General features: G+C 49.5%; 25 protein-coding genes. 1 reads left to right on the forward strand and 24 read right to left on the reverse strand.

The genetic code is table 11. The annotated features are described in order from the left end of the window. Nucleotides 1-103: 103 nt before the first annotated feature. The 16 genes from ACSR9A_RS12220 to ACSR9A_RS12295 all read right to left on the reverse strand — a co-directional run bounded on the left by ACSR9A_RS12220 (nucleotide 104) and on the right by ACSR9A_RS12295 (nucleotide 15293). Entirely contained in the window at nucleotides 104-631 is a 528-nt protein-coding gene (locus ACSR9A_RS12220) for a hypothetical protein (protein WP_341278123.1), read from the reverse strand. Continuing rightward, entirely contained in the window at nucleotides 631-1932 is a 1302-nt protein-coding gene (locus ACSR9A_RS12225; RefSeq protein ID WP_473757992.1) for an amidohydrolase, read from the reverse strand. Before ACSR9A_RS12225 ends, ACSR9A_RS12220 begins: the two co-directional genes overlap by 1 nt. Next, complete coding sequence (locus tag ACSR9A_RS12230; RefSeq protein ID WP_473757486.1) at nucleotides 1913-2569, reverse strand: redox-sensing transcriptional repressor Rex; 657 nt, start codon at nucleotides 2567-2569, stop codon at nucleotides 1913-1915. The genes ACSR9A_RS12225 and ACSR9A_RS12230 overlap by 20 nt, the downstream gene beginning before the upstream one ends. Then, the gene (gene dinG / locus ACSR9A_RS12235; RefSeq protein ID WP_473757487.1) at nucleotides 2566-5430 is read right to left on the reverse strand and encodes an ATP-dependent DNA helicase DinG; all 2865 of its coding nucleotides are present in this window, start codon (nucleotides 5428-5430) and stop codon (nucleotides 2566-2568) included. The genes ACSR9A_RS12230 and dinG overlap by 4 nt, the downstream gene beginning before the upstream one ends. An 18-nt stretch (nucleotides 5431-5448) precedes the next feature. Continuing rightward, a complete protein-coding gene (locus tag ACSR9A_RS12240; protein ID WP_473757488.1) occupies nucleotides 5449-6189 on the reverse strand; it encodes a tetratricopeptide repeat protein in 741 nt (246 codons plus the stop codon). Between the two features lie 113 nt (nucleotides 6190-6302). Beyond that, nucleotides 6303-6686, reverse strand: a complete 384-nt coding sequence (panD, locus tag ACSR9A_RS12245) for an aspartate 1-decarboxylase (RefSeq protein ID WP_473757489.1) — start codon at nucleotides 6684-6686, stop codon at nucleotides 6303-6305. Continuing rightward, nucleotides 6679-7569, reverse strand: a complete 891-nt coding sequence (gene panC / locus ACSR9A_RS12250) for a pantoate--beta-alanine ligase (RefSeq protein ID WP_473757995.1) — start codon at nucleotides 7567-7569, stop codon at nucleotides 6679-6681. The genes panD and panC overlap by 8 nt, the downstream gene beginning before the upstream one ends. After that, nucleotides 7544-8488: a 3-methyl-2-oxobutanoate hydroxymethyltransferase gene (gene panB, locus ACSR9A_RS12255; protein ID WP_473757490.1), complete on the reverse strand. Its 945-nt coding sequence runs from the start codon at nucleotides 8486-8488 to the stop codon at nucleotides 7544-7546. The genes panC and panB overlap by 26 nt, the downstream gene beginning before the upstream one ends. A 376-nt stretch (nucleotides 8489-8864) precedes the next feature. Next, complete coding sequence (locus ACSR9A_RS12260) at nucleotides 8865-9845, reverse strand: biotin--[acetyl-CoA-carboxylase] ligase (RefSeq protein WP_473757491.1); 981 nt, start codon at nucleotides 9843-9845, stop codon at nucleotides 8865-8867. Continuing rightward, nucleotides 9835-11118 carry a CCA tRNA nucleotidyltransferase gene (locus ACSR9A_RS12265; protein WP_473757492.1) on the reverse strand — a complete coding sequence of 428 codons (1284 nt, stop codon included), beginning with the start codon at nucleotides 11116-11118 and terminating at the stop codon, nucleotides 9835-9837. The genes ACSR9A_RS12260 and ACSR9A_RS12265 overlap by 11 nt, the downstream gene beginning before the upstream one ends. 19 nt (nucleotides 11119-11137) lie before the next feature. Then, the gene (gene bshA / locus ACSR9A_RS12270) at nucleotides 11138-12304 is read right to left on the reverse strand and encodes an N-acetyl-alpha-D-glucosaminyl L-malate synthase BshA (protein WP_473757493.1); all 1167 of its coding nucleotides are present in this window, start codon (nucleotides 12302-12304) and stop codon (nucleotides 11138-11140) included. A gap of 88 nt (nucleotides 12305-12392) precedes the next feature. Beyond that, nucleotides 12393-13091 (reverse strand): bacillithiol biosynthesis deacetylase BshB1, encoded by a 699-nt coding sequence (gene bshB1, locus ACSR9A_RS12275; protein ID WP_473757494.1) that lies wholly within the window; start codon nucleotides 13089-13091, stop codon nucleotides 12393-12395. Beyond that, entirely contained in the window at nucleotides 13088-13507 is a 420-nt protein-coding gene (mgsA, locus tag ACSR9A_RS12280) for a methylglyoxal synthase (RefSeq protein ID WP_473757495.1), read from the reverse strand. Before mgsA ends, bshB1 begins: the two co-directional genes overlap by 4 nt. Nucleotides 13508-13547: 40 nt before the next feature. Continuing rightward, complete coding sequence (gene dapB / locus ACSR9A_RS12285) at nucleotides 13548-14306, reverse strand: 4-hydroxy-tetrahydrodipicolinate reductase (protein ID WP_473757996.1); 759 nt, start codon at nucleotides 14304-14306, stop codon at nucleotides 13548-13550. A 49-nt stretch (nucleotides 14307-14355) separates the two neighbouring features. Further along, complete coding sequence (locus ACSR9A_RS12290; RefSeq protein WP_473757496.1) at nucleotides 14356-14901, reverse strand: tetratricopeptide repeat protein; 546 nt, start codon at nucleotides 14899-14901, stop codon at nucleotides 14356-14358. A gap of 56 nt (nucleotides 14902-14957) precedes the next feature. Next, a complete protein-coding gene (locus ACSR9A_RS12295; protein WP_341278137.1) occupies nucleotides 14958-15293 on the reverse strand; it encodes a nucleotide pyrophosphohydrolase in 336 nt (111 codons plus the stop codon). Nucleotides 15294-15593: 300 nt separating this feature from the next. On the opposite strand from ACSR9A_RS12295, the gene ACSR9A_RS12300 reads away from it, so the two are divergent. Beyond that, a complete protein-coding gene (locus ACSR9A_RS12300) occupies nucleotides 15594-16463 on the forward strand; it encodes a YitT family protein (RefSeq protein ID WP_473757497.1) in 870 nt (289 codons plus the stop codon). A gap of 19 nt (nucleotides 16464-16482) precedes the next feature. Here the strand turns inward: ACSR9A_RS12300 and ACSR9A_RS12305 are convergent, their stop codons facing one another. The 8 genes from ACSR9A_RS12305 to ACSR9A_RS12340 all read right to left on the reverse strand — a co-directional run bounded on the left by ACSR9A_RS12305 (nucleotide 16483) and on the right by ACSR9A_RS12340 (nucleotide 22090). Next, nucleotides 16483-17358, reverse strand: coding sequence for a sporulation protein YpjB (locus ACSR9A_RS12305; protein WP_473757498.1), 876 nt, complete (start codon nucleotides 17356-17358; stop codon nucleotides 16483-16485). Between the two features lie 52 nt (nucleotides 17359-17410). Next, nucleotides 17411-18046 (reverse strand): DUF1405 domain-containing protein, encoded by a 636-nt coding sequence (locus ACSR9A_RS12310; RefSeq protein ID WP_473757499.1) that lies wholly within the window; start codon nucleotides 18044-18046, stop codon nucleotides 17411-17413. Nucleotides 18047-18160: 114 nt separating this feature from the next. Continuing rightward, nucleotides 18161-19039, reverse strand: coding sequence for a c-type cytochrome (locus tag ACSR9A_RS12315; protein WP_341283012.1), 879 nt, complete (start codon nucleotides 19037-19039; stop codon nucleotides 18161-18163). A 19-nt stretch (nucleotides 19040-19058) separates the two neighbouring features. After that, nucleotides 19059-19730, reverse strand: coding sequence for a menaquinol-cytochrome c reductase cytochrome b subunit (gene qcrB, locus ACSR9A_RS12320; protein WP_338551698.1), 672 nt, complete (start codon nucleotides 19728-19730; stop codon nucleotides 19059-19061). A gap of 16 nt (nucleotides 19731-19746) precedes the next feature. Next, complete coding sequence (locus tag ACSR9A_RS12325) at nucleotides 19747-20280, reverse strand: Rieske (2Fe-2S) protein (RefSeq protein WP_473757500.1); 534 nt, start codon at nucleotides 20278-20280, stop codon at nucleotides 19747-19749. Nucleotides 20281-20700: 420 nt separating this feature from the next. Further along, the gene (locus ACSR9A_RS12330) at nucleotides 20701-21123 is read right to left on the reverse strand and encodes a DUF2487 family protein (protein ID WP_473757501.1); all 423 of its coding nucleotides are present in this window, start codon (nucleotides 21121-21123) and stop codon (nucleotides 20701-20703) included. Nucleotides 21124-21381: 258 nt separating this feature from the next. Then, complete coding sequence (locus ACSR9A_RS12335; RefSeq protein WP_056028751.1) at nucleotides 21382-21561, reverse strand: IDEAL domain-containing protein; 180 nt, start codon at nucleotides 21559-21561, stop codon at nucleotides 21382-21384. A gap of 22 nt (nucleotides 21562-21583) precedes the next feature. Further along, nucleotides 21584-22090 carry a gamma carbonic anhydrase family protein gene (locus ACSR9A_RS12340; protein WP_473757502.1) on the reverse strand — a complete coding sequence of 169 codons (507 nt, stop codon included), beginning with the start codon at nucleotides 22088-22090 and terminating at the stop codon, nucleotides 21584-21586. Between the last annotated feature and the right edge of the window lie 31 nt (nucleotides 22091-22121).

Below are 22121 nucleotides of genomic sequence, written 5' to 3' on the forward strand. Positions count from 1 at the left end.
ATATCAACTCCGATACACGAAAGTATATCACATCGCCTTTTGAATAAGGGGGTGTAATAATAGCCAGCAATTCCAGCTGTTACAGCTTAAGCATCCAATACAGCTAGGACGCCTTGTCACCTACTAAACTATATTGCTTCACAAATGCGCCATCGCGGAACGAATAATACGCATAATAATATTTCGTTATCGCTTCATCACGGCTGTAAAAAATTTCCCATACCGGCTCGCCGTTCAGCAATCCCGGCTGTGTCCTTTTAACATCCGCATCCGGCTTACTGCTCAGTAACGCAGATTCCGCCTGTTCTGCTGTAATATGTTCCGTTGCTTTCAGTGTAAGCACAGGACTTTCGACTGTTGTCAGAAATACGTAAACTTCTTGTTCATCCGCGGTCTTCCCTTTTACGACCCAGGAAATGCCATCCCACACCTGCTTCGTCATGCCCGTAACTTCCGTCAACTGTGCGGCTTCTACAGCATACGCCTTAATTGGAGCTTCCTCTGCCCATAATTCCTTATGCACAGCGCGGTAATAAACAATCGTAACGGTCAACAAGGCGATAACAAAAACAATTGAAATAAAGACAGCCCGTTTTACCGTCCAAAACGGCTTTCTCGTTCTCGCCCGCATTATGCCTTCAACAACCTCTCGAAGCTTGCCTGAGCATCGTGACGAATTTTCTCCTCATCGAGCAATGTGCATTCGCCATCCCGTACAACCTGACGCCCGTCTACCCATACATGCTTGACGTCGCGGCCCGAGCCCGCGTACACCAGATGGGACACAATATCCGTCTGTGGGTAAAAATGCGGCTGTTCAATATCGATGGCGATGAAATCCGCCTTCATGCCAACGCGCAGGCGGCCAATGGAATCTTCCTGCCAAATAGAGCGAGCGCCGTATACCGTGCCCATTCGCAAAGCTTCAATGGCTGGAACAACCGTAGGATCGCCAGAAACACCTTTATGCAGCAAAGCCGCAAGATTGATTTCCTTGAACAGATCGAGATTGTTGTTGCTCGCCGCGCTGTCCGTGCCTAGTGATACCGTTACACCAGCGCGAAGCAAATCAGGAACGCGGGCAATGCCGCTTGCCAGCTTGAGGTTGCTGACCGGGTTATGCGATACAGCTACTTTGCGGTCAGCAAGCAGCGCAATTTCCTCGTCATTCAAATGCACCGCATGAGCAACAAGTGCCGGACGAGAGAAGAAGCCTAAATTGTCGAGATGCTGAACGGGACGAACGCCATAATCGCGAACGTTCTGCTCTACTTCGGCAATTGATTCTGACATATGCGTGTGCAGCGGCAAATCATAATCATGAGCAGCCTGCACGAATTTCTCAATATAATCGGGCGGGCATGTATAAGGCGCATGCGGCGAAATCATCGTCGTAATACGGCCATTTGCCTTGCCGTTCCAATCGCGTGCGAAAGCTATCGCTTCCTCCAGTTTCGCTTGCTGCACATCCTCTGGGCAGAGGCCAATGACGCCGCGCGTCAGACAGCCGCGAATGCCGGACTGTTCCACGACTTCGGCCAGCTGATCCATGCGGTCATACATATCCACGAAAGCCGTTGTACCGGATTTCAGCATTTCTACCACGGCAAGCGCGCTGCCCGCACGTGTATCAAGGTCGATGTATTTGCCCTCCATCGGCCACATTTTTTGCTCCAGCCAGACTTGCAGGTTTTGATCATCGGAGTAGCCGCGCAGCAAGGTCATAGCTGCATGCCCATGCGTGTTTACTAGGCCCGGCATAAAAGCAAGCTTACTGCCGTCCAGCTTCTGCACATCGGCTTGCAGCCCAGTTGGAGCTTCTGCTCCGATATATGTAATGCGATCATCGGTCACAACCATATGCCCTTGAAGCACATGCTCGCCATCCTCCATCGTTACAAAACGTCCATTTTCAATCCAAATTTGGCTCATTTTCGTCATCCCTTTCCCTCTCCAAGTAATACGCCAGACTTAGCAGCTCTTTCGTAAAGTCAGCATGATGAATGCGAATTTCTTCTGGTACCTTCAATATCGCTGGGGCAAAATTGAGCAAGCCTTCAATGCCCGCATCTATAAATTGATTAGCAACGTTTTGCGCTTCAAATCCGGGAACGGTAATAATCCCAATTCGAATATTATTCTCCTCAACCGTATGTTTCAGCATATCCATCGGCATTACGGTCAAATTATTAATTTGCGAGCCGATTTTAGATGGATGCACATCAAACACCGCAATAATTTTCATATTGTCTTTAGAATATTTATTATAATTGCATAGAGCATGACCCAAATTACCCGCACCGACAAGCGCCACATTAATCGTCTGATCAAGCTTGAGTATTTGGCGAATTTTTTCAATTAAATACGTCACATCATAGCCGATACCCTTGCGGCCAAAATCACCGAAATACGCCAAGTCCTTGCGGATTTGCGCCGGATTTAAATCCAGCTTGACGCCAAGCTCCTGGGACGAAACGGTCTGCACCTCCCGGTTGTTCAGCTCGTTCAGCACTTGCAGGTAAATGGGGAGGCGTCTTACGACGGCCTCCGATATTTTCGTCTGCTTCACCCGTTCTCCTCCTCCTTCTCGGCACCAAGCCATTCTCTCATTCTCGGTACAATTTGTTCGATATGCATATGCTCAATTTTCGGTCCAGGCAAAGAATAGAGAAAATGCTTGCCATAATACGTTTCAATAACCCGTGTATCATAAATAATGACAATCCCTTTATCCTTCGCCGTTCGCACGAGCCTGCCAAAGCCTTGCTTGAAGCGAATAACCGCTTGCGGGATCGACAGCTTCATAAAAGGATTTTGCTTTTGGCGCTGCAGCAATTCCGACTTCGCCTCCAGCAGCGGATGATTCGGCGGTTGGAATGGCAGTCTGACGATAGCAAGGCAAGTTAAGGCTTCGCCAGGAATGTCAACGCCCTCCCAAAAGCTGCTTGTGCCAAGCAGCACAGACTCCGGCTGCTGTAAAAACCGCCGCGTCAGCTTCGTACGATTGCCGCTGTCGATGCCTTGGCCCAGCACTTGAATGCTGGTGGCCGCAAGCGCCGCCTTAAGCGGATCGTATACCTGCTTTAGCATTCGGTAAGAGGTAAACAGCACTAGCATTCTGCCATTTGTCTGCTGCACCGCATCTGCCAAGGAAGAGACGAGCATTGAAATAAATGCGGGCTCTCCCGCTGAGCCTTTAAGAACAGGGAAATTGCGCGGAATAATAACGAGCGCTTGTTCACGGTAATTAAATGGCGATGCCAGCTGCACGGTACGCAGCCTTCCCGCTTCTTCAAAGCCGCCAAGTCCAAGCTGCTCTTCAGCGAACTGGAATGATTTTTGCACCGATAGAGTGGCGGACGTTAAAATAATGCTGTCCTTCACATCAAATAAATACTGCTGAAGCTGGCTGCTCACATCAATTGGCACCGCATAAAGATGCAGCGATCGATGCTTGTAGGTCATATTGGCTTCCAGCCAGAACACGTCCGTCGTCTGATCGACCTTCATAAAGCTGCGCAGATCATCCTTGACTCTCGTCAAATCGCGTAAAGCGCCATTCAAGTCCGTTACAAGCGCCTGTACCGCCAGCTCATCAATGCGATCTTTAATCTCCTCGGACATTTTCTCAGCCGTCTTCAGCACGCGAATGAGCTCCGTATGAATATTGGTCTCTTCGGCGAGCACTTCGGACCAGCCTTCCGGGAGGCTGTCGCCTCGCAAACGGTACACAGATTGATTGTTTTCACCCGTCGCATCAGGAGAAGCTTGAACAAAGCTGTACAGCATCTCAAACAGCCTTTCCCAATGCTCCTTCACTTCCGTAAAGGCGGGAATAACGGTATCAATCGTTTCCAGCCAGCCTTGCACCCGCTCATCGCTTTCCTGCTGGAGATGAATGCGCAGAGATGGCAGCAGGCCGGAACGAGCGTCCTTAAACATACGCGTAAACGCATTGGTTATCGTATAGTAGCCGAGCTGCATGCCCAGATGCTTGCTTGCTACTTCCTCCACATGATGCGCCTCATCGACAATCAAATGGCTGTAGGTCGGCAGCAGCCGATGATCGGCCTGTATGTCTGTGAACAGCATGGAGTGATTCGTAATGCACACATCAGCTATATTGGCTTCATGCTTGGCACGATGATAATAACAGCGTTTAAACCAAGGACACGCCCGGTTCAGACAGGAATCTGCATCGCTGGCAACGGTAGACCAGAAGTCGGTCCCCTTGTTGCTGAAATTCAGCTCCTCTTGATCGCCCGTTTCCGTCTCGCCCAGCCACACGACCATTTGCGAGGCTGTAATCGCATCGTCAACAGGAGACATCATATCCCTTGTATTTATTTTACTTTCAAACTTGCGCAGGCACAAATAATTGCCTCTGCCCTTGAAGATTGAAGCCCGAAACTCTATCGGCAAAATCTGCTTAAGCAGCGGTACATCGCGATGCCTCAACTGCTCTTGCAAATTAATGGTATGCGTGCTGACGACTATCTTCTCATCCTGGCGGATACCATAATAGAGCGCGGGTATTAAATAGCCGAGAGACTTTCCTGTACCCGTTCCTGCTTCAATAAGCAAATGGCGTTTGCTGTCCAGCGAGTCAAACACTTCACGGAACATCGTCGTCTGCGCTTCGCGTTCTTCATAATTAGGAAATTGCTCAATAAAGCGCTGCTTGATTTCATCCAAATATTGCTCGAATGACATCTCCTGCAAAGGCGAGGCTCCCTCTTCGCTGCGCGCGGGCTTTTCCTCTGTCCATTCTCTAGCTTTCAATGCAAACTGGTTGAAAAAATCATAATCGGGGACGCCCATTACGATGTTTTGTTCTACCTGTTTAAGCGTAACCGTAATAAACCAGCTTAAATCGCTGCCATTGTCCACAAGCGAAGATAACCGCTGCAAAGTCAGCAGCGGCAGGCTCCGAAGCTTTTGTACCGATTTGGCGAATATAACGGCGGTCGCCATTGCATCGCTATCAGCGCGATGATGATGCTCATGCGTAATGCCGAACTGCTCAGAAACAGCACCAAGCTGGTAAGAAGTTATCGATGGAAAAAGAATGCGCAGCAGCTCAATCGTATCGAGCCTGCGCCCTGCAAACGTATGGTACCCGCTGCGATCGAGCGCCTGGTTCAGAAAACCAGCGTCAAAATTGACATTATGCGCCACGAGCACCGCATCATCAAGCAGCGGAATCATGTCCATCAGCACATCAGACAGCTCCGGCGCATCCGCCACCATCGCCTCGTCAATGCCGGTAAGCTGCGTAATAAACGGCGGTATGGCAATCGTTGGCTTTACAAACGAATTATACGTATGAACAACTTCAAGATCATCATCAAGGAGGACCAGCCCCACCTGTAAAATATCATCGGAGGCGCTGTGTCCGGTCGTTTCCAAATCAAGCACTGCATATTTCATAAAATAAATCCGATCCTCTCACAAGCAGCATAGCTCCGTGCTGCCGAACAATAATGACAACTGCTGCGGACGTTCCCGGCAGCTCTGCAAATTATTCAGCGGGTCCTTAAAGCTTGGGTCCAGCTCATAGGCTTTAAGGAAAAATTGCTCTGCCTGCTCCAAGTTTAAATGAACCGCTTGAATGCACCCAAGGGCATTATAGCTTAAAGCGAGCCATTTCGGATAGTCCGTAAGTCCAATTAGCAGTTGAAAATGACGCTGCGCCTCACTCCAATTTTGCAGGTGCATATTCGTCATAGCCAAAAACAGCCTTGCCAAATTGCATTCCGGCAAGTGGTTTACAGCAAGCTGGAACTGCTTTGCAGCATGGGAAAACATAAATAATTGATAATAGCCCTGTCCTTTGGATATGAGCTCCGCTTGCTCCACAGTCATGCCAGAAATAGGCTGCTGCGAAACGTTTGGTTTATCCGCTTGCTGTGGTGACGACACTTGCGGCACCGCCGCTAATGCTTGACCTTCATACTCTGCTGCCGCTGTAAGCAGTGAAGCATTGGATTGCTCAGCTTCATCCTCTGTAAAACCGGCAAATTTTTCTTCAAAATCAATCCATTGCTCAATTAAAGAATCGCTGATCTGCTTTAAAGCGTAAAGCTGCTCATCATAATATTGCTTCTGCTCCTCCGCCGCCAGAGGGTAGGAATCAATAATGTTGTCGAGCATTTCGTTCATCGTCGCAAACATATGCTGGAACATCATGCATCCCGCCTTCACCAAAGAATTGAGGAGTGATAACCTCATTCTTTGTTAAGCGGGTGCTTTTCATACTTGGAACCAGCCTTTACATAACGGAGGAACTGACAACAGCCTGCTTACAAAATCGTCGCATGTATTTCTTCTGTCAATTGCGAAACCGGTCGGTTCGCCTCATCCAAAATAACGACTCGCTGCTTGTAATTTCTAGCCTCTTCCTCCGTCATCGATGCATAAGAAATGATAATGACCGTATCTCCTGGCTGCACGAGGCGGGCGGCTGCGCCATTCAGGCAAATAACGCCAGAGCCTCGTTCCCCTTTTATAACGTACGTTTCAAGGCGTGCACCATTATTATTGTTGACGATCTGCACTTTTTCATTGGCCCAAAGATCCGCCGCATCCATTAAATCCTCATCAATGGTAATGCTGCCGACGTAATTGAGGTTGGCCTCCGTTACCGTCGCGCGGTGCAGCTTTGATTTCATCATCGTTCTAAACATTGCCATTCACCTCCAAAGGTTCAAACAGCTCATTATCAATTAAGCGGGTCGACCCAAATTTTACGGCTAAAGCCAAAATATAACGCTGCTGGCCCCGGTGAAACGGTATCTCAGCAGCAGGAGTAGCAAGCGCTGGATATTCCAGCACTTCGACATAATCGATATTTGCAAGCGGTGCTTCACTGATCGCAGCACGCACTTTGTTCTCGAGCGCTGCTGGCGTTAGCGAGGCATCCTTTATCCATTCCCGCGCTTTTGTAAGCGCCGAAGAAAGGGCGACAGCCTGCGCCCGCTGCTCCGCATTCAAATACACATTGCGCGAGCTGAGCGCCAGGCCATCCGGCTCCCTGACAATCGGGCAGGGCACGATCGTTACCGGAAAATTCAAGTCATCGGTCATTTGCGCAATGACCGCGACCTGCTGAGCATCCTTCATGCCAAAGTATGCCCGGTTTGGCTGCACCAAATGAAACAGCTTGCTGACGACCGTCCCAACGCCGTCAAAATGGCCTGGGCGCGATGCGCCGCATAAGCGGTCTGTCACATCGCTGACGAGCACCTTCGTCAGCACCTTGCGCGGGTACATTTCGCTGACGGATGGCATAAACACTAGATCAACGCCATTTTCAGCAGCAATGGATAGATCGCGCTGCTCATTGCGCGGATACGATTCAAAATCCTCGCTTGGCCCAAATTGCAGCGGGTTGACGAAAATCGAAAGGACGGTGATATCATTTTCCGCTGCTGCCTGCCGCATTAAACTGGCATGTCCTTCATGCAAATACCCCATCGTTGGCACAAAACCGATACTTGGCTTACTGCCGCCGCTCCACATCTTCTTTTGCTGCTCTTTTAGCTCATCTATGGTTCGGCACAAAATCACGCTGCTCAGTCCCCTCTCCAGCCTGCTCGCTTTCGCCCGCACCTTTGATACCATTAACATGCTCGCGGGTCGCAGAACCGCCATAGAGGCTGTCTACAGCGTCCTCAGACCTTTTACCGAACACATGCTCCTCCGCTGGAAACTCACCGGATTTGACTTCACTTACGAAAGCTCCGATGGCATCGCGAATCGTTGAACCGATGTCTGCGTACACTTTCACCATTTTTTTCTTAATGACGGGTGATGAATATTGCAAAATATCGTGATACACAAGCACCTGTCCATCACATCCGCGGCCAGCTCCGATGCCAATCGTTGGAATCGACAGCTCGCGGCTGATACGGTCCGCAATTGTCTCCGTTACAAGCTCCAGTACGATGGCGTAAGCGCCAGCCTGTTCAAGCGCCTTGGCATCTCGAAGTATTTGCTCAGCTTCCGCCTCCTGCTTTCCTTGTACCTTGAAGCCGCCATGCGTATGAATCGATTGCGGTTTAAGGCCGATATGGCCCATCACCGGAATGCCCGCTTTAACCAGCGCTGCCACTTCACCCGCAATTTCTTCCCCGCCTTCAAGCTTAAGCGACTGGCCGCCGCCCTCCTGCATCATTCTGGCTGCATTGCGCAGCGTAGCTTCACGCCCGATGCCGTACGTCATAAAGGGCATATCCGTCACAATGAACGTATGGCGTGCCCCGCGTGCTACCGCTTTCGTATGATAAATCATATCGTCTAAAGTGACCGGAAGCGTCGTATCGTAACCGAGCACCACATTGCCAAGCGAATCCCCTACAAGAATAATATCGACGCCAGCCTCCTCCGAAAGCATAGCCGACGGATAATCGTAAGCGGTCATGACGGTGAGCTTGTTGTTTTCCTCTTTCATTTGCTGCAAGTTCGTTATCGTTAAACGTTTCCTCATCTTGGCCTCATCCCTTCTTCAATTCTGTTTTAGGATAAACACAAAAAAACCTTTTAGCCGTCGCTAAAAAGGTCCCAAAACAAGGTGAAACGGCTGTTGCCGTCCTTTGGCGGCACGGCGCGTTTCAGCCCGAGAAATATAAGCCTATTTATAGGTGTGAAACTTATAAATGCTTATATTTCGAAAAAGGAAACGTATATCACTTTACTGCTTCCTTCTGTCTCGGTCCTTTCGGCTCAGAGCAGACTACCTTTACTGCAATCAAATCCTTCTTGCAAATTCATACCAATGCTGGCATGAGGTTTAGCACAGTGCAGCTCTTTTCAGATACCGCCCGTTAACCCCATACTAGCAAAAATATGTCGATTCGTAAATATTACTTGCCCCGAGGCTCGCCCATTTCTGCCGAAAAAATAAGCGCCTGGCTGCCATCCAGCTTTTCTACGATAAGCGCTCCGCTAGCATCAAGCCCCCTCGGCGTGCCTTCAACGACGCCTTGTGGGGTTATGAGTGTTGCTGGCTTATGAAGCGAAATCGATAGCGACTCCCATAGGGTCACAATCGGGGCAAAGCCCTCGCTTTGATACAGCTCATAAAGCTGCTCCCACTCCAGCAAAAAATCGGCGATTATCGCTTCGCGCACCTGCTTCTCGCCGCTTGCCAAACGCAGGGAGGTCGCTTTCTCCAAAAGCTCCTCGGGATAATCGGCCTGCTGCAAATTAACGCTGATGCCGATACCAGCGATGACATAGCGCAGCCGTTCATCCTCTGCGGCGGATTCCAGCAAAATGCCGCTGATTTTTTTGCCATTGATGAGCAGATCGTTTGGCCATTTGATGCCAATGTCAAGCTTCGTCAGCCGCTTAAGGCTGCGGCAAAGCGCTACTGCCGTAAGCAGCGTCAGCTGCGGGGCAAAATAAATCGGCACCGTCGGGCGCATGACCATGCTCATCCATATGCCTTTACCGAGAGGGGATATCCAGCCCCGGCCCATGCGGCCCCGCCCGCTCAGCTGCTGCTCAGCAACAACGAGCGTACCTTCCTCCGCACCGCCTTCTGCTAGCACTTGCGCAATATTTTGGGTCGATTCAACCGATTCCAGCACCTGCAGCTTTTGGCCAAATCTTCTGGTTTTAAGGCTGGTTAGCAAGGCTGCCATATTGAGCTTGTCCGGCATGGAAAGCAGACGATAACCGAGTCTGCGTGAAGCTTCAAATTCATATCCTTGGGACTCCAGCTTGCGTATTTGCTTCCACACTGCCGTGCGGCTTACTTTCAGCTCGCGGCTAATATGCTCGCCTGATACATATTCGCCTTCACGATCCGCAAACAATCGCAGCAAGTTTTCATGGCTCATCCGTCTCTTCCTTCCATCTGTCAACTTGATTCTGCAGCTGTTCCTGCGAATTAGAGAGCTCGCCAAGCGCAACTAAGAGCAGCAGCCGTTTCAGCGTCTCACCCATCCAGACCCCCGGTTTGCGATCACAGTAGGCTGCAAGCTGATTACCGTTTATCGCCAGCTCCTTGAGCGAGGAAATTTCCATATGCGACAGCCAGTGCTTCATGCGCGGTACATCAGTTGAAAAAGGGTGCTCTTGCCCATTGGCTTCCGCAATATGCAGCCAGCTTGCGGCTGCCTCTCGCCCATAGCGCAGCACCGCTTCGATCCAGCTTGTACGAAGCTTCTCTTCGGTCAGGCTTCGGTTTACGAGCAGCTCATGATGAAGCGATACAATCGCCATAATGACGCTGCTGCGGCTTCCTGACATGCGCAGTGCCTGCAGCGTCGCCTTGGCCTCCGCTTGTGTTACGCCTGGCCGCGTCATCAATGCGGCATAACGAATGTCCGTGCCTCTGAGCGTGGTCAAATAATCGAGCTGAACAAGCTCCATCCTCGCAGCTTCAGCTAACAAGGCGCGAGCTGCCGGCAAAGGCTCAAGCGTGTAAGCAAGCAGCCCGCTGCCTGCGAGCAGCGCTGCTGCATAATGAGGAGCGGGGCCGCCAATCATTTTATCGAGCTCGGCCTGAACACGCTCCATCGCTACGTAGCGCAGCAGCTCGCGATGCTTAAGAAGCGCCCGCCAAGTGCGATACACGATCCGAAAGCGAAGCTGCGAAGCGAAGCGCAGAGCGCGCAGCATGCGTAGAGCATCCTCCTGAAACCTTGCCTCCGCGTCGCCTACACAGCGCACCTGCTTGAGCTCAATGTCGCCCATGCCGCCATACGGATCGAAATAATCGCCGTTTACGCGCATCGCCATCGCATTAATCGTTAAATCCCGCCGAAGCAAATCTTCCTTCAGCTCCGAAATAAAAGCCACGCTCTCCGGCCTGCGATGCTTCTCATATACCGATTCCTTGCGATACGTCGTCACCTCATAACCGGTGCCATCCTGCATCACCGTCACCGTCCCATGCTGCAGGCCGGTTGGAATACAATACGCAAATAAGGCAACTACCTGCTCCGGTGTCGCCGACGTCGCAATATCTACATCCTTAAGCGCGAGGCCCATAACGGTATCCCTCACGCAGCCTCCAACGAACACGGCTTCATAGCCGTGCTCGTTCAAGGTCGCGAGAATGGGCAGCGCCTCTCGCATCGCATTTGGAATCGAGGTGCCGCGCTCCATTTTCTCACCCTCTATCCTCTTAATCGCAAACGACCGCAGACGCAGGAAGCTCAGCTTCCAAGCCAAGCACGCGATAATATATTTCTTCATATTCAGCCGTAATGCGATCATTACAGAAATTATGGCAGGCACGGTATATACAAGCTTCTTTAAATTTCGCATGCAGCTCTTCGTCAGTCAACAAACGAATGGCATTGGCCGCCATGCTGTCCACATCGCCGATCGGGCTAAGGAAGCCCGTTTCGCCATGCGTCACAAGCTCAGGGATACCACCTGCTGTGGAGCCAATGGTCGGTACGCCACAAGCCATGGCCTCCAGCGCTACCAGACCGAAGCTCTCTTTCTCCGACGGGAGCAGCAGCACATCGGCAAGCGATATCACTTGCGCCACATCCTCCTGCTTGCCCAGAAACACGACGCGATCCTCCAGTCCCATTTCACGGATTTTACACTGGATTTTCGATAGCTCCGGTCCTTCTCCGACTAACAGCAGCTTCGAAGGTACCGTTTTAGCAACCTGCTGGAAAATTTCAATGACATCTGATACCCGCTTAACCGGGCGGAAATTGGAAATATGCATTAATATTTTTTCATTCGGGCTGGCATAATCCAGTCGCAGCGAGGCGACATCCCGAGGATAATAAATGCGCTTATCAACAAAATTATAGGTGAGATCAATCGGCTTCGTAATATCAAGCAGCTTTCTCGTCTCCTGAATCAAATCCTGGGAAACCGCCGTTACGGCATCGCTTTTATTAATGGCAAGCCTAATTAAGTCCTTAAGCGACTCATCCTGCGCGAGCACCGTAATGTCCGTTCCATGCAGCGTTGTAACCGTCTTGAGCTCCTCGCCAATCATCTGCTTCGCGAGATGGGCACAGACGGCGTGAGGAACCGCATAATGCACATGCAGCAAATCCAGCTTCTCCATCTTGGCAACCTGTGCCATCTTGCTTGCCAGTGATAAGTCATAGGGCGGAAAACGAAACACATAATAATCATTGACTTCAACTTCATGGAAAAAAATATTTTTATTAAAATGGCCTAGCCGGAACGGAATGCTGTGCGTTATAAAATGAATTTCATGTCCTCGCTCTGCAAGCAGCTTGCCGAGCTCAGTCGCAACGACACCAGAGCCGCCAAGCGTAGGATAACAGGTTATCCCAATTTTCAACTTACGTGCCATGTCCTGCTCACTCCTGCCGTCTCTAGCTTTTATAATCAATTCTATTCCTAATGGTTTGTATATCTTGCCGAATCTGTTGCCTGGCCTTCTAAAATAATTTCACCTCATGCGGCCGTTTCAAAGCAAAGCCTTCCGCATATTTCCAAGAGCGCGCTTGACCGAGCAGCATATCTCTCGCTTCCACCCGTTCCACATAGCGGTCGGTGAGCGGCGTCGAAACGCGGTCTTCCGCCCCAGAAACCGCTTGAAACTGCGAGCGATAAGCAAGCAGCGATTGGCGCTTCGTTTCGTATTGCTCACTGACATCTACAACAAGCGAAACCTGCTCCATGTCATTTATGTAATAATAAATCAGCTGCTGCACCTGAACAGGGGGAAGCTCCGGCATATATTTTCGCAGCTTGGCATTAAATACAGCTTCCTCGACCAGCTTGCTGCATGCAATATGATCGGGATGCCGATCAACCCAATACGGCGCAAACACGATGCGTGGGCGACTGCGGCGGATTTCCGCCACAATGCTGTCGATGTTGCTGCGGGTAAGCTCAAGCCCGCGATCCGGCAGCTGCAAATTGGTCCGTGAATAAAGACCAAGCACCGCAGCAGCGTCATCGGCTTCTCGCCTTCGCTGCTCTACGGTGCCATTCGAAGACATTTCTGCTTCGGTTAAATCACAAATACCAACCAGCATGCCTGCCATCGTATGTTTGGCAATGGTGCCGCCCATTCCAATTTCAGCATCATCTGCATGTGCGCCAAATACGAGAATATCTAACGACTCACTCATAGCGGCAATTCAGGCTTGTACTTATGAACAAGCTCTCTCCAGGCAAAATCCCCGCGTTCCAGCGCCTTGACTAGCAATTCGGCTGTCGCTACGTTTGTCGCAACCGGAATGCCCTGCACATCGCAAAGGCGAAGCAGCGCAATAATATCTGGCTCATGCGGCTGCGCCATAAGCGGGTCACGCAGGAAGATAATCAGATCCATTTCATTTTGGGCAACAAGGGCGCCGATTTGCTGGTCGCCGCCAAGCGGTCCCGACATGAAGCGGTGGATGCTCAAATCCGTCTGCTCCATAATTCTCGAACCGGTCGTACCTGTTGAATAGAGCTCATGGCCTACAAAAACCCTCTCGTAGGCAATAACAAAGTTGACGATCTCTTCTTTCTTTCGGTCATGCGCGATGAATGCAATTTTCATAGGTGAGGCCCCTCTTCCGCTGTCTAGTTCAATCCTTCTACTAATCCATCAAATGCTCGAACCCATATATTAATCCGCTGTAGCCCATCACTTTCTTGATCGCTACATTAACGCCTGGCATATAGCCCGCACGGTCATAGGAGTCATGGCGAATTTTGAGCGATTGGCCATAACCGCCAAATACAACTTCCTGCTGCGCAAATACGCCCGGAAGTCTCACACTATGTATACGGAAGCCATTGTAGTAACCGCCTCTTGCTCCTTCGATCGTTTCCTTCTCGTTAGGATTGCCTTGGCGCAGCTCTTGGCGAGCCTCAGCAATGAGCTCTGCCGTCTTGATCGATGTGCCCGAAGGAGCATCGAGCTTGTGGTCGCCATGATATTCGATAATTTCAACATGCGGCAAATATTTTGATGCCTGTGCAGCAAATTTCATCATCAGAATAGCGCCAATCGAAAAGTTAGGCGCGATGAGCCCGCCAAGCTGCTTCTCGATACAACGCTGGTTAAGCTCTTCTATTTGCTCAGGTGTAAAACCCGTCGTTCCCATTATAGGGCGAACGCCAAATTCAATGGCTGTTTTTGTATGTTCATAGGCAGCATGCGGAGCCGTAAAATCTACCATAACATCGGCCTTTGCGCTGCTAAGCGCCTCTTCAATCGTTTTGCAAGCGATGACCCCAGTATTGGGCTTATTCGCAAAGCTTCCTGCATCTACAGCGCCTGCTGAAGGCGCGACGGCGGATACGAGCTCCAGCGCCTCATCCTCCAGCACCATTTTTACCACTTCACGGCCCATAAGACCGCCTGCTCCGATAACTGCTACTTTAATTGTATCCACTTATCCATCACCTGTTCCTTCGTCTATGTTGTCCGTTAATCCGGTAGCGCATCAAGCGCCGCCGGCGGCTCACATCAGCAAATAGCCTTCTGGCGGCTGAATGCCCCGGGTCAAGCCGAATCGCTTCGCGCGCATGCACAGCAGCTTCATCCAGCTGCCCAAGCTCAGCATACGTCATTGCGATCCAATAAAAAGCGTCAAAGCACAGCGGATCAAGCTCTACTGCCTGCTTTAGCATCAGCAGCGCCTCTTCCAATGCCGGCGGTTCTTGTGTCAGCAGCAGCTGCGCATTCGAAAGCTGCAGCCTTGCTTCTATCGTCTGAAAATGATAAATATATTCCGGTTCATCCTCCGCCAGCTCAAGCGCCTTGCGGGCATGCTCATAAGCTTTCGACCATTTCCCGCTGCGCGCGCATGAAATAGCGCACTTATGATAATAACTGGCATTGTCAGGCTCCGCGGCAATCGCTTGCTCAAACCAGATAATAGCCTGTTCAAAATCGCTGGTCAAAATGAAAGCATACGCCTTTTTGATACAAGCTTCCCCGTTCATTACCGCCCATCCTCCTTGTACACAGGTTGATGGTACAGCATATGTGAGAGGCGGTATTACTGTTCAGCGTTTTTTAAAGTCCAGCGGTTTTTATCCCGTGTATTGAATTTGTCCATGACTTTATTGTGTGCTTCCGTTAAATCAATATCGAGCGAATTGGCAAAGCAGGATAAAAGAAATAAAATATCGCCAAGCTCCATTTCAATGGAGTTGTCGGCTTCATCCGCCTTTTTGCGTTTCTCGCCGTAGGAATGGTTCACTTCACGCGCAAGCTCGCCGACTTCCTCGCTCATTCTTGCCATCAGTGCCAGTGGACTGAAATAGCCTTCTTTAAATTGAGAAATATAATCATCCACTTCTTGCTGGATATCTGCCAACGATTTTTGAGCCATAGGTGAAATTCCCTTCTTTCAAGACTACCGTTTCCCACATCTAAAGCAGTTGGAAAACAAGCCTAAAACTAATTGTTGTCAATAATTCATATGTTAACGCAAAGAGACGATGAAAACAATGTTTTTGAACGATGAAAATTGCGCTATACTACAGAATGGAAACCGCCATCCGATCATCATCGGCGTTTTTGAGCTGTCGCCTCTAGAAGATTAATCGCAAGCAGTGGACAGGGAAGCGAATAAGTGAAATAATGGCTTTTTTATACTTATATGCTTATATTTTAAAAAAGGGGAATTCTAATGATGTTTCGTAAAGTAACCAAGCAATTACAAATTATTCTGCCTATTCTGCTAGGCACAGCCATATATGCTTTTGGGCTGCACTATTTTCTGATACCGAATATGCTTATGGAGGGCGGTGTAACCGGTATTGCGGTTCTGCTCAATTATGCAGCCGGATGGCCGCTGTCCATTACGACGCTTGTCCTCAACATTCCGCTGTTTCTGCTTGGCTGGAGGACGCTTGGCCGTACCGAAATGCTTTATACGCTCGCTGGCATCGTTTCGCTTTCCTTCTTCCTAGCCGTAATGGAGCAGCTTATTGCCAAAGGCTGGATCGTAACGTTCCACACTTCAACCGATTACATACTTGCTGCTTTGTATGCGGGGGTTACGCTCGGCGCAGGGCTTGGCATCGTCTTTCGTTTTGGCGGAACGACTGGAGGCGTGGATATTATAGCCCGAATCGTATCACGTCGCAAAACGCTGAGCATGGGGCAGATTATTCTCATTCTCGATATTGTCATTATCGGAGGCTCGCTCTTTTTTATTCCTATCGAAAAAGTGCTGTATACGCTCGTAACGGTATTTGTTGCCGCCAAGCTCATTGATTTTATTCAGGATGGCGCTTATGCCGCCAAATCCTTCTCGATTATTACAGACAAAGGGACTCCGATGGCGCAGCGCATTACAATTGAGATGGAACGCGGCGTGACGCTGATGCCTGCAAAAGGCGCTTTTTCCGGTCAGCAAAAGGAAATTGTATATTGCGTCGTTCAGCGGCAGGAGCTGCGCCGCCTCAAAGCAATCGTTCGCAGCGTAGATCCTCGTGCATTCGTCATCATTAATGATGTCCACGATGTGCTGGGCGAAGGATTCAACGAGGAATAAAAGCATAAAGCCGCTCCCATCAAGGGAGCGGCTTTATGCCGTAAGGCTGCTGCTTGTATTTACGCCAGCTTTTATAGGCAAGCACAGCCATAATAATAGCACCGAGCAGCAGCGTCCAGCTTACCGGATTAGCCGATGCAGGTGGCGCAAGTGCAGGCTCTTCAACAACAGATTGCGGCTTGTCCGTAAACAATCTGCTTACGGCTGCTCCAAGCTGCGTCAGCGCCTCGTCGACTCGACTCGCTTGCGCTTGGTCTTGAGGTCCAGCGGATAACAGCACATTCGTATAGCGTATCCGCTCATGCAGCTCTGCTGTCCGTCCTTCCGGACGCAGCATAAAGGCAGGACCTTCAACAAGCGCCAAATGCGCGCTTAAGTTGTCTATCGCCGCCCTCGCAGCAGCCGCCCGCTCTTCATATGGGCGCTTCCATGCTTTTCTCACACGGCTTACATCCTCGAGCATAACCCGCTCATATTGCATCCATAACCCACTGGCTGGCCTAAGCATCGCATCCGCAGTTAGATGAATGCGGGCAGAGGCAGCCAGCCACCCGGCGGGCTGCCTTTTGCTCAGAAGCTCATCCGAGACAGCCTGTATGCTTTGCTGCAGCTTAATCCACCCAGTTGGGCGGCCTTCAATGCCAGTCTCCAGCTGCGGCAGCAGTCGCTCCAACTGCTGGACATATTTATAACCAGCTTGGTGGTTGTCTGCGTAAGAAGCCTTATATAATGAATTAGCCGCTTCCTCGAAACGACGCATGAGCATTTCAGCATCGACAGCCTCCGCTTGCCTAGCGCCAAGCGGTTGTTCGCCTGCATAAGCCCAAGTCGCAGAAACAGAGCCAAGCAGCATTGCGATACTTAATAGAATGGGCATTGCAATACGCGTTCTCATGGACATCCCCCCATAATCAAGCTTATGAGGGGATGTCCATCGTTATGCTTTTTTATGCTTGTTTTCTCGCTCGGAGCGCCAGCCAGCCCACGACAAAGCTAAAGATGGATAAGCCATATGTAAACAGGCGAACTTGCGGCAAATCGTCCATCAGCTCATCAGCCAGCCACGGGAATACGCCGAACGTATAATCAATGGTGTCATTAAGCAGCAGCCAAGCTGTGGCAACAACGACTGCCTTGAATCCCGCTTTCATAAAACGAGCATACAGAAGCACCTCTACAGCCATGCCAAGATGGGAAAAAACGAGCATTCCGTGCTGCCAATTCAGTTCCCCGCCCTGCGCTCCCGTCGCCACGATCATGGACACCGCCCACAAGCCATATTTCACCGACGTGACAACTGCAAGTCCTTCGATAATCATTCTAGTCACCTGAACGAATCTAGATGCCGATTCAGGCGGCGGGAACAGCAAGTACAGCAGCGTAAGCGTAAAAAATAAACTAGCCGTCGGACTGTCCGGCACAAATACAAGAAGCCAAGACGGAAAACGTTCATAAGTATAAACCAATTGATTCCAGTACCATATGTAACCGTAAACGGTCCCTAAAAAATTAACGATAAACAGCAGCCACAAGATCGTACGATTCATCCACAGCATGCGGCTCCATAACCATGACAATCCCATTGTTTTCAACCCCTATATTCCCAGCCTTGTTGTACCGTCCGAACATTGCCTTGCCTAATAAGTTTGAAAAGAACCTGATTGCAATGAAGCAATCAGGTTCTTGCTGTTACTTTTTTATTCAGTTGCAGCTTTCTGCTTGGAAAGCCACGTTGCAATTTGATCAATCTGCTCAGCGCTCAGGCTGTCTTTGAAGGCAGGCATATTGCCATTACCGTTCGTGACGGTAGCGACAATCTCTTCCTTGGACAAGACATCGCCAATACCGCGAAGTGCAGGAATTTGCGGTGGGTTACCCTTCATGTCTGCTGCATGGCAGGTCAGACATTTGGATTGCTCCATCAGCTTATGTGCTGGATCATCCGCTTCTACAATTGCAACGGCCGCAGTTTCAGGCTTCTTCGTCGTGCTAGGAGCCTCTTCACCTTTAGCCGCCGCTTCTCTGGCTTTCTCTTCACGAACGTGATGCTCAGGAATTGTATTGGTAATTTCCAGCTGGTGCTGGTAGTGATCCCAAGATACAACCGTCAAATACACCGTCGCGATCAATGATAAAATCATCAGCGAGGAAGCAATCGGACGACGATAAAATCTGCGCTCTTTGCCTGTATCAAGAAAAGGAGCAAGCAGCAAACCGCCGAACATAACGCCAGGTATGCCCATCGTACCGAGCACGATATAATCCTGTGAAACATATGGATATTTCAAAAATTGATACAAAAACAAGAAATACCAGTCCGGCATCGGAATAAACGCTGCGTTTGTCGGATCTGCCGGATAGCCAAGCGGAGCTGGCTCTGCAATCGTCCATACGAGAAAACCGACGAGTACGACGCAGCCAACCATCCACTCTTTCAGCAGGAAGTTAGGAATAAACGCCTCTGACTTCCCTGGAAAAGACGTATAGTCGGGCGGAATATTCGGATGATTGTTTTTCTTCACCCGTGAATCTCCGACGAATACAACCTTTTCGTCTGATTTGTGACCATGTGCCATCATAAAGTCCTCCCTTCGCTTAAAGTGGTCCCGAAATACCTTGTTTCCGAATCATCAGGAAGTGAGCCGCTAGCATAGCAAGCAATGCGCCAGGCAGGAAGAAGACGTGAATCGCGAAGAAGCGAGTCAGCGTTTGCGCACCTACGATGTCGCCGCCATACAGGAACTTCCCGATGTAAGGTCCGATGTACGGAACGGATTCCGCGATTTGAACGCCGACCTTAGTTGCGAAGTAAGCTTTGTTATCCCATGGAAGAAGGTAGCCCGTGAAACCAAGGCCCAACATAATGAAGAAAATAAGCATACCTACTACCCAGTTCATTTCGCGCGGCGCTTTATAAGAGCCGGTGAAGAACACGCGCAGCGTATGTAAAAACATCATAACAATAACGAGACTCGCACCAAAGTGATGCATACCGCGAACGATGCCGCCGAATGCGACCTTATGGTTCAAATAGTCAACGCTTGCATAAGCATTCAGAATATCCGGAACATAATACATCGTCAGGAACATGCCGGACAAAATTTGAATGACGGTAATAAAAAACGTCAAGCCGCCAAAGCAATAGACGAACGCCGAGAAGTGATGCGCAGGGTTAACGTGCTCCGGAACCTCATGGTCCGCAACGTCCCTCCACAACGGCGTAATGTCAAGACGTTCATCGATCCAATTGTATACACTTTTAAACATCTGATCATTCGCCTCCTTAGCCTACCCGTGAATTTGGCTTAACTGGACCCAAGTAAACAAATCCATTCTCAATCTTCACTTCGTATTCATCCAATGGATTTGGTGCTACGGTAATGTTCTTGCCGTCTTTCGTATAACGCGCGTCGTGACACGGGCAGTCATACTCATCTTTACCCTTCGCATTCCAGGCAATCGTACAACCCAGATGTTTGCAAATTGGTGAAAGCGCAAATACATTGTTATTTGCGTCTTTTGACACCCAAGCAGACAGCTCAGGATCGCTGACGTACCATCCATCAACTTGGTGAATTTGGAACTTAAACTCTTGCGGATCTGTTGTAATTTTGCTCTCTTCTACTACTTTAACAAAGGTGCCTTCGGTTTTTTTCTCTAATAATGGGTCTACCGCAAAACGCACCATTGGAAGCACGGCTCCGCCCATCATAAAAGCGGTTGTTCCACCGAGCGTATACGACAAAAACTGCCGTCTTGACATCTCTTTGCGTTGAAGCGGCTTGTGTGCCGATTCTTGATGTTCGTGGTTACTCATCTTCTGTTCTACCCCCTTTGCCAACCATTTCTTGTGTTTTGCGCATAGCAAAACACATGACGAACTAGGACATACTTATAATAGCCTAGGTGCTTAGGAGCGTCAAGAATATGGCTGATGATTGACTGCCTAATAAAATGTTGATTTTTAATTTGTAATTAATTTGTCACATTTAACCTTGCATGGCATTTGTTTTCCCCAGAAAATCGTTTAATTATGCAAATCAAGCGTAAACGGCTTTTCCATCCTCTAGCGGCAAAGCTTTCGTTTCGCGATGAAATGTAGAGAATGGATAACAAAATCATATACTTTCCTATATTTCAAGCGTAAACGGCTTTTCCGTCCTCTAGCGGCAAAGCTTTCAGAGAAATATAGAGAAAGGATGAAAAATTCATATCCTTTCCTATTATTTTCGAAAAATCAGGTCGACTGCTTCGGATTCCACATCAGCGAAACGCGCTCCTTCACGTCCGCAGCATGAGGCAGTTCGCCCGCTTGATCTGGCCCCAGCAGCAAATCGGCTTGAACGCCTGCCAAATCCAGCTTGCCGGATGCTGTCGCTACAATTATATATCGGAAGCCTGCGCCTCTAAGTGAAGCGCATACATCATTAATCATATCAACAGCCGCGCGGGCACCTACATAATGAAGCGCTGGATAAGTGACGACTCGTCCTTTAAAAGGAATTTCAATCAGATCCATCACATCACGCAGACGCTCCAGGGCAGCAGTCGCCTCATAAGGCTGCTCTTCGCCGCTCATGCCTGTGACAGGCAGCATACAGGTGTCCAAATAAGGACGCAGCTCTTTCCACTGTTCTTCTTGCACATCGCTAAATTTCATTGCCAAGATCTCCTTCCGCTTGCAGCTACAGCTGGCTTATCGCAGCTTGCGAAAACCTACGAGCTTCCATTTTATATACCAAACCTTTGTCTATGTTAACGTTTTATTCCCCATTTGCCAATGGGTTTTCCCCTTCTGTCTGCCGATTCTTTTTGATGCACAGCAAAATAAGCTTCTACCTCAGCCCGCGAGCTTTCTCGCCGGAGCCTCTGATGGAAGCTTATTTTGCCCTTCATTCTTGCTTTCCACGTTATGCCTTCACTTCATTTCGTTCAATTCTTTAGCTAAGCGATAAAACGTATCCTCATCGCCAGCCGCAAGTGACTGGTCAATTTCGCGGTATATACGCTCCGCACGGAATTTTCGCACCGCTTCATCCAGGGCCATTTCTGCTGCAAGCGACAGCATCGCTTCGTACGTTACCTTCATTTTATCCATAGGATACACCTCCACACCGGCGTTAAGAGATCCTATATTCTTCGCCTTTCTTCACGTAGCTTTCCATCGTTCGTTTCATTCGCAGCAAATCGTCCTCCGTAAGCTCTCTAACGACTTTAGCAGGTGAACCAAGAGTAAGCGTATAGGGTGGTATCTTCTTATTCTCCGTAACAATCGAACCGGCTCCTACTAAAGCATATTCACCAAGCTGCGCGCCGTTAAGTACGATTGCCCCCATTCCAATTAATGTGCCTCTGCCTATCGTACAGCCATGGATAATCGCCGCGTGCCCGATGGAAACTTCATCTTCCAAAATGAGCGGTTGGTTCGTATTCACATGCCCGACAACTCCATCCTGTATATTGCAGCTATGTCCAATATGTATCGGCGCCAAATCTCCGCGAAGCACAGCGTTAAACCATACGGTGCTGTACTGGCCAATTGTCACATCTCCAATCAGCTTCGCTCCTTCTCCGATATAAACACTGGAATGAATCGTTGGTCTTACTCCCAAATAAGGCAGCAGCATCTCGTAAATTCCCCTCTCATTTGCAATGGAA

The sequence above is a fragment of the Paenibacillus sp. R-74696 genome, assembly GCF_055814915.1.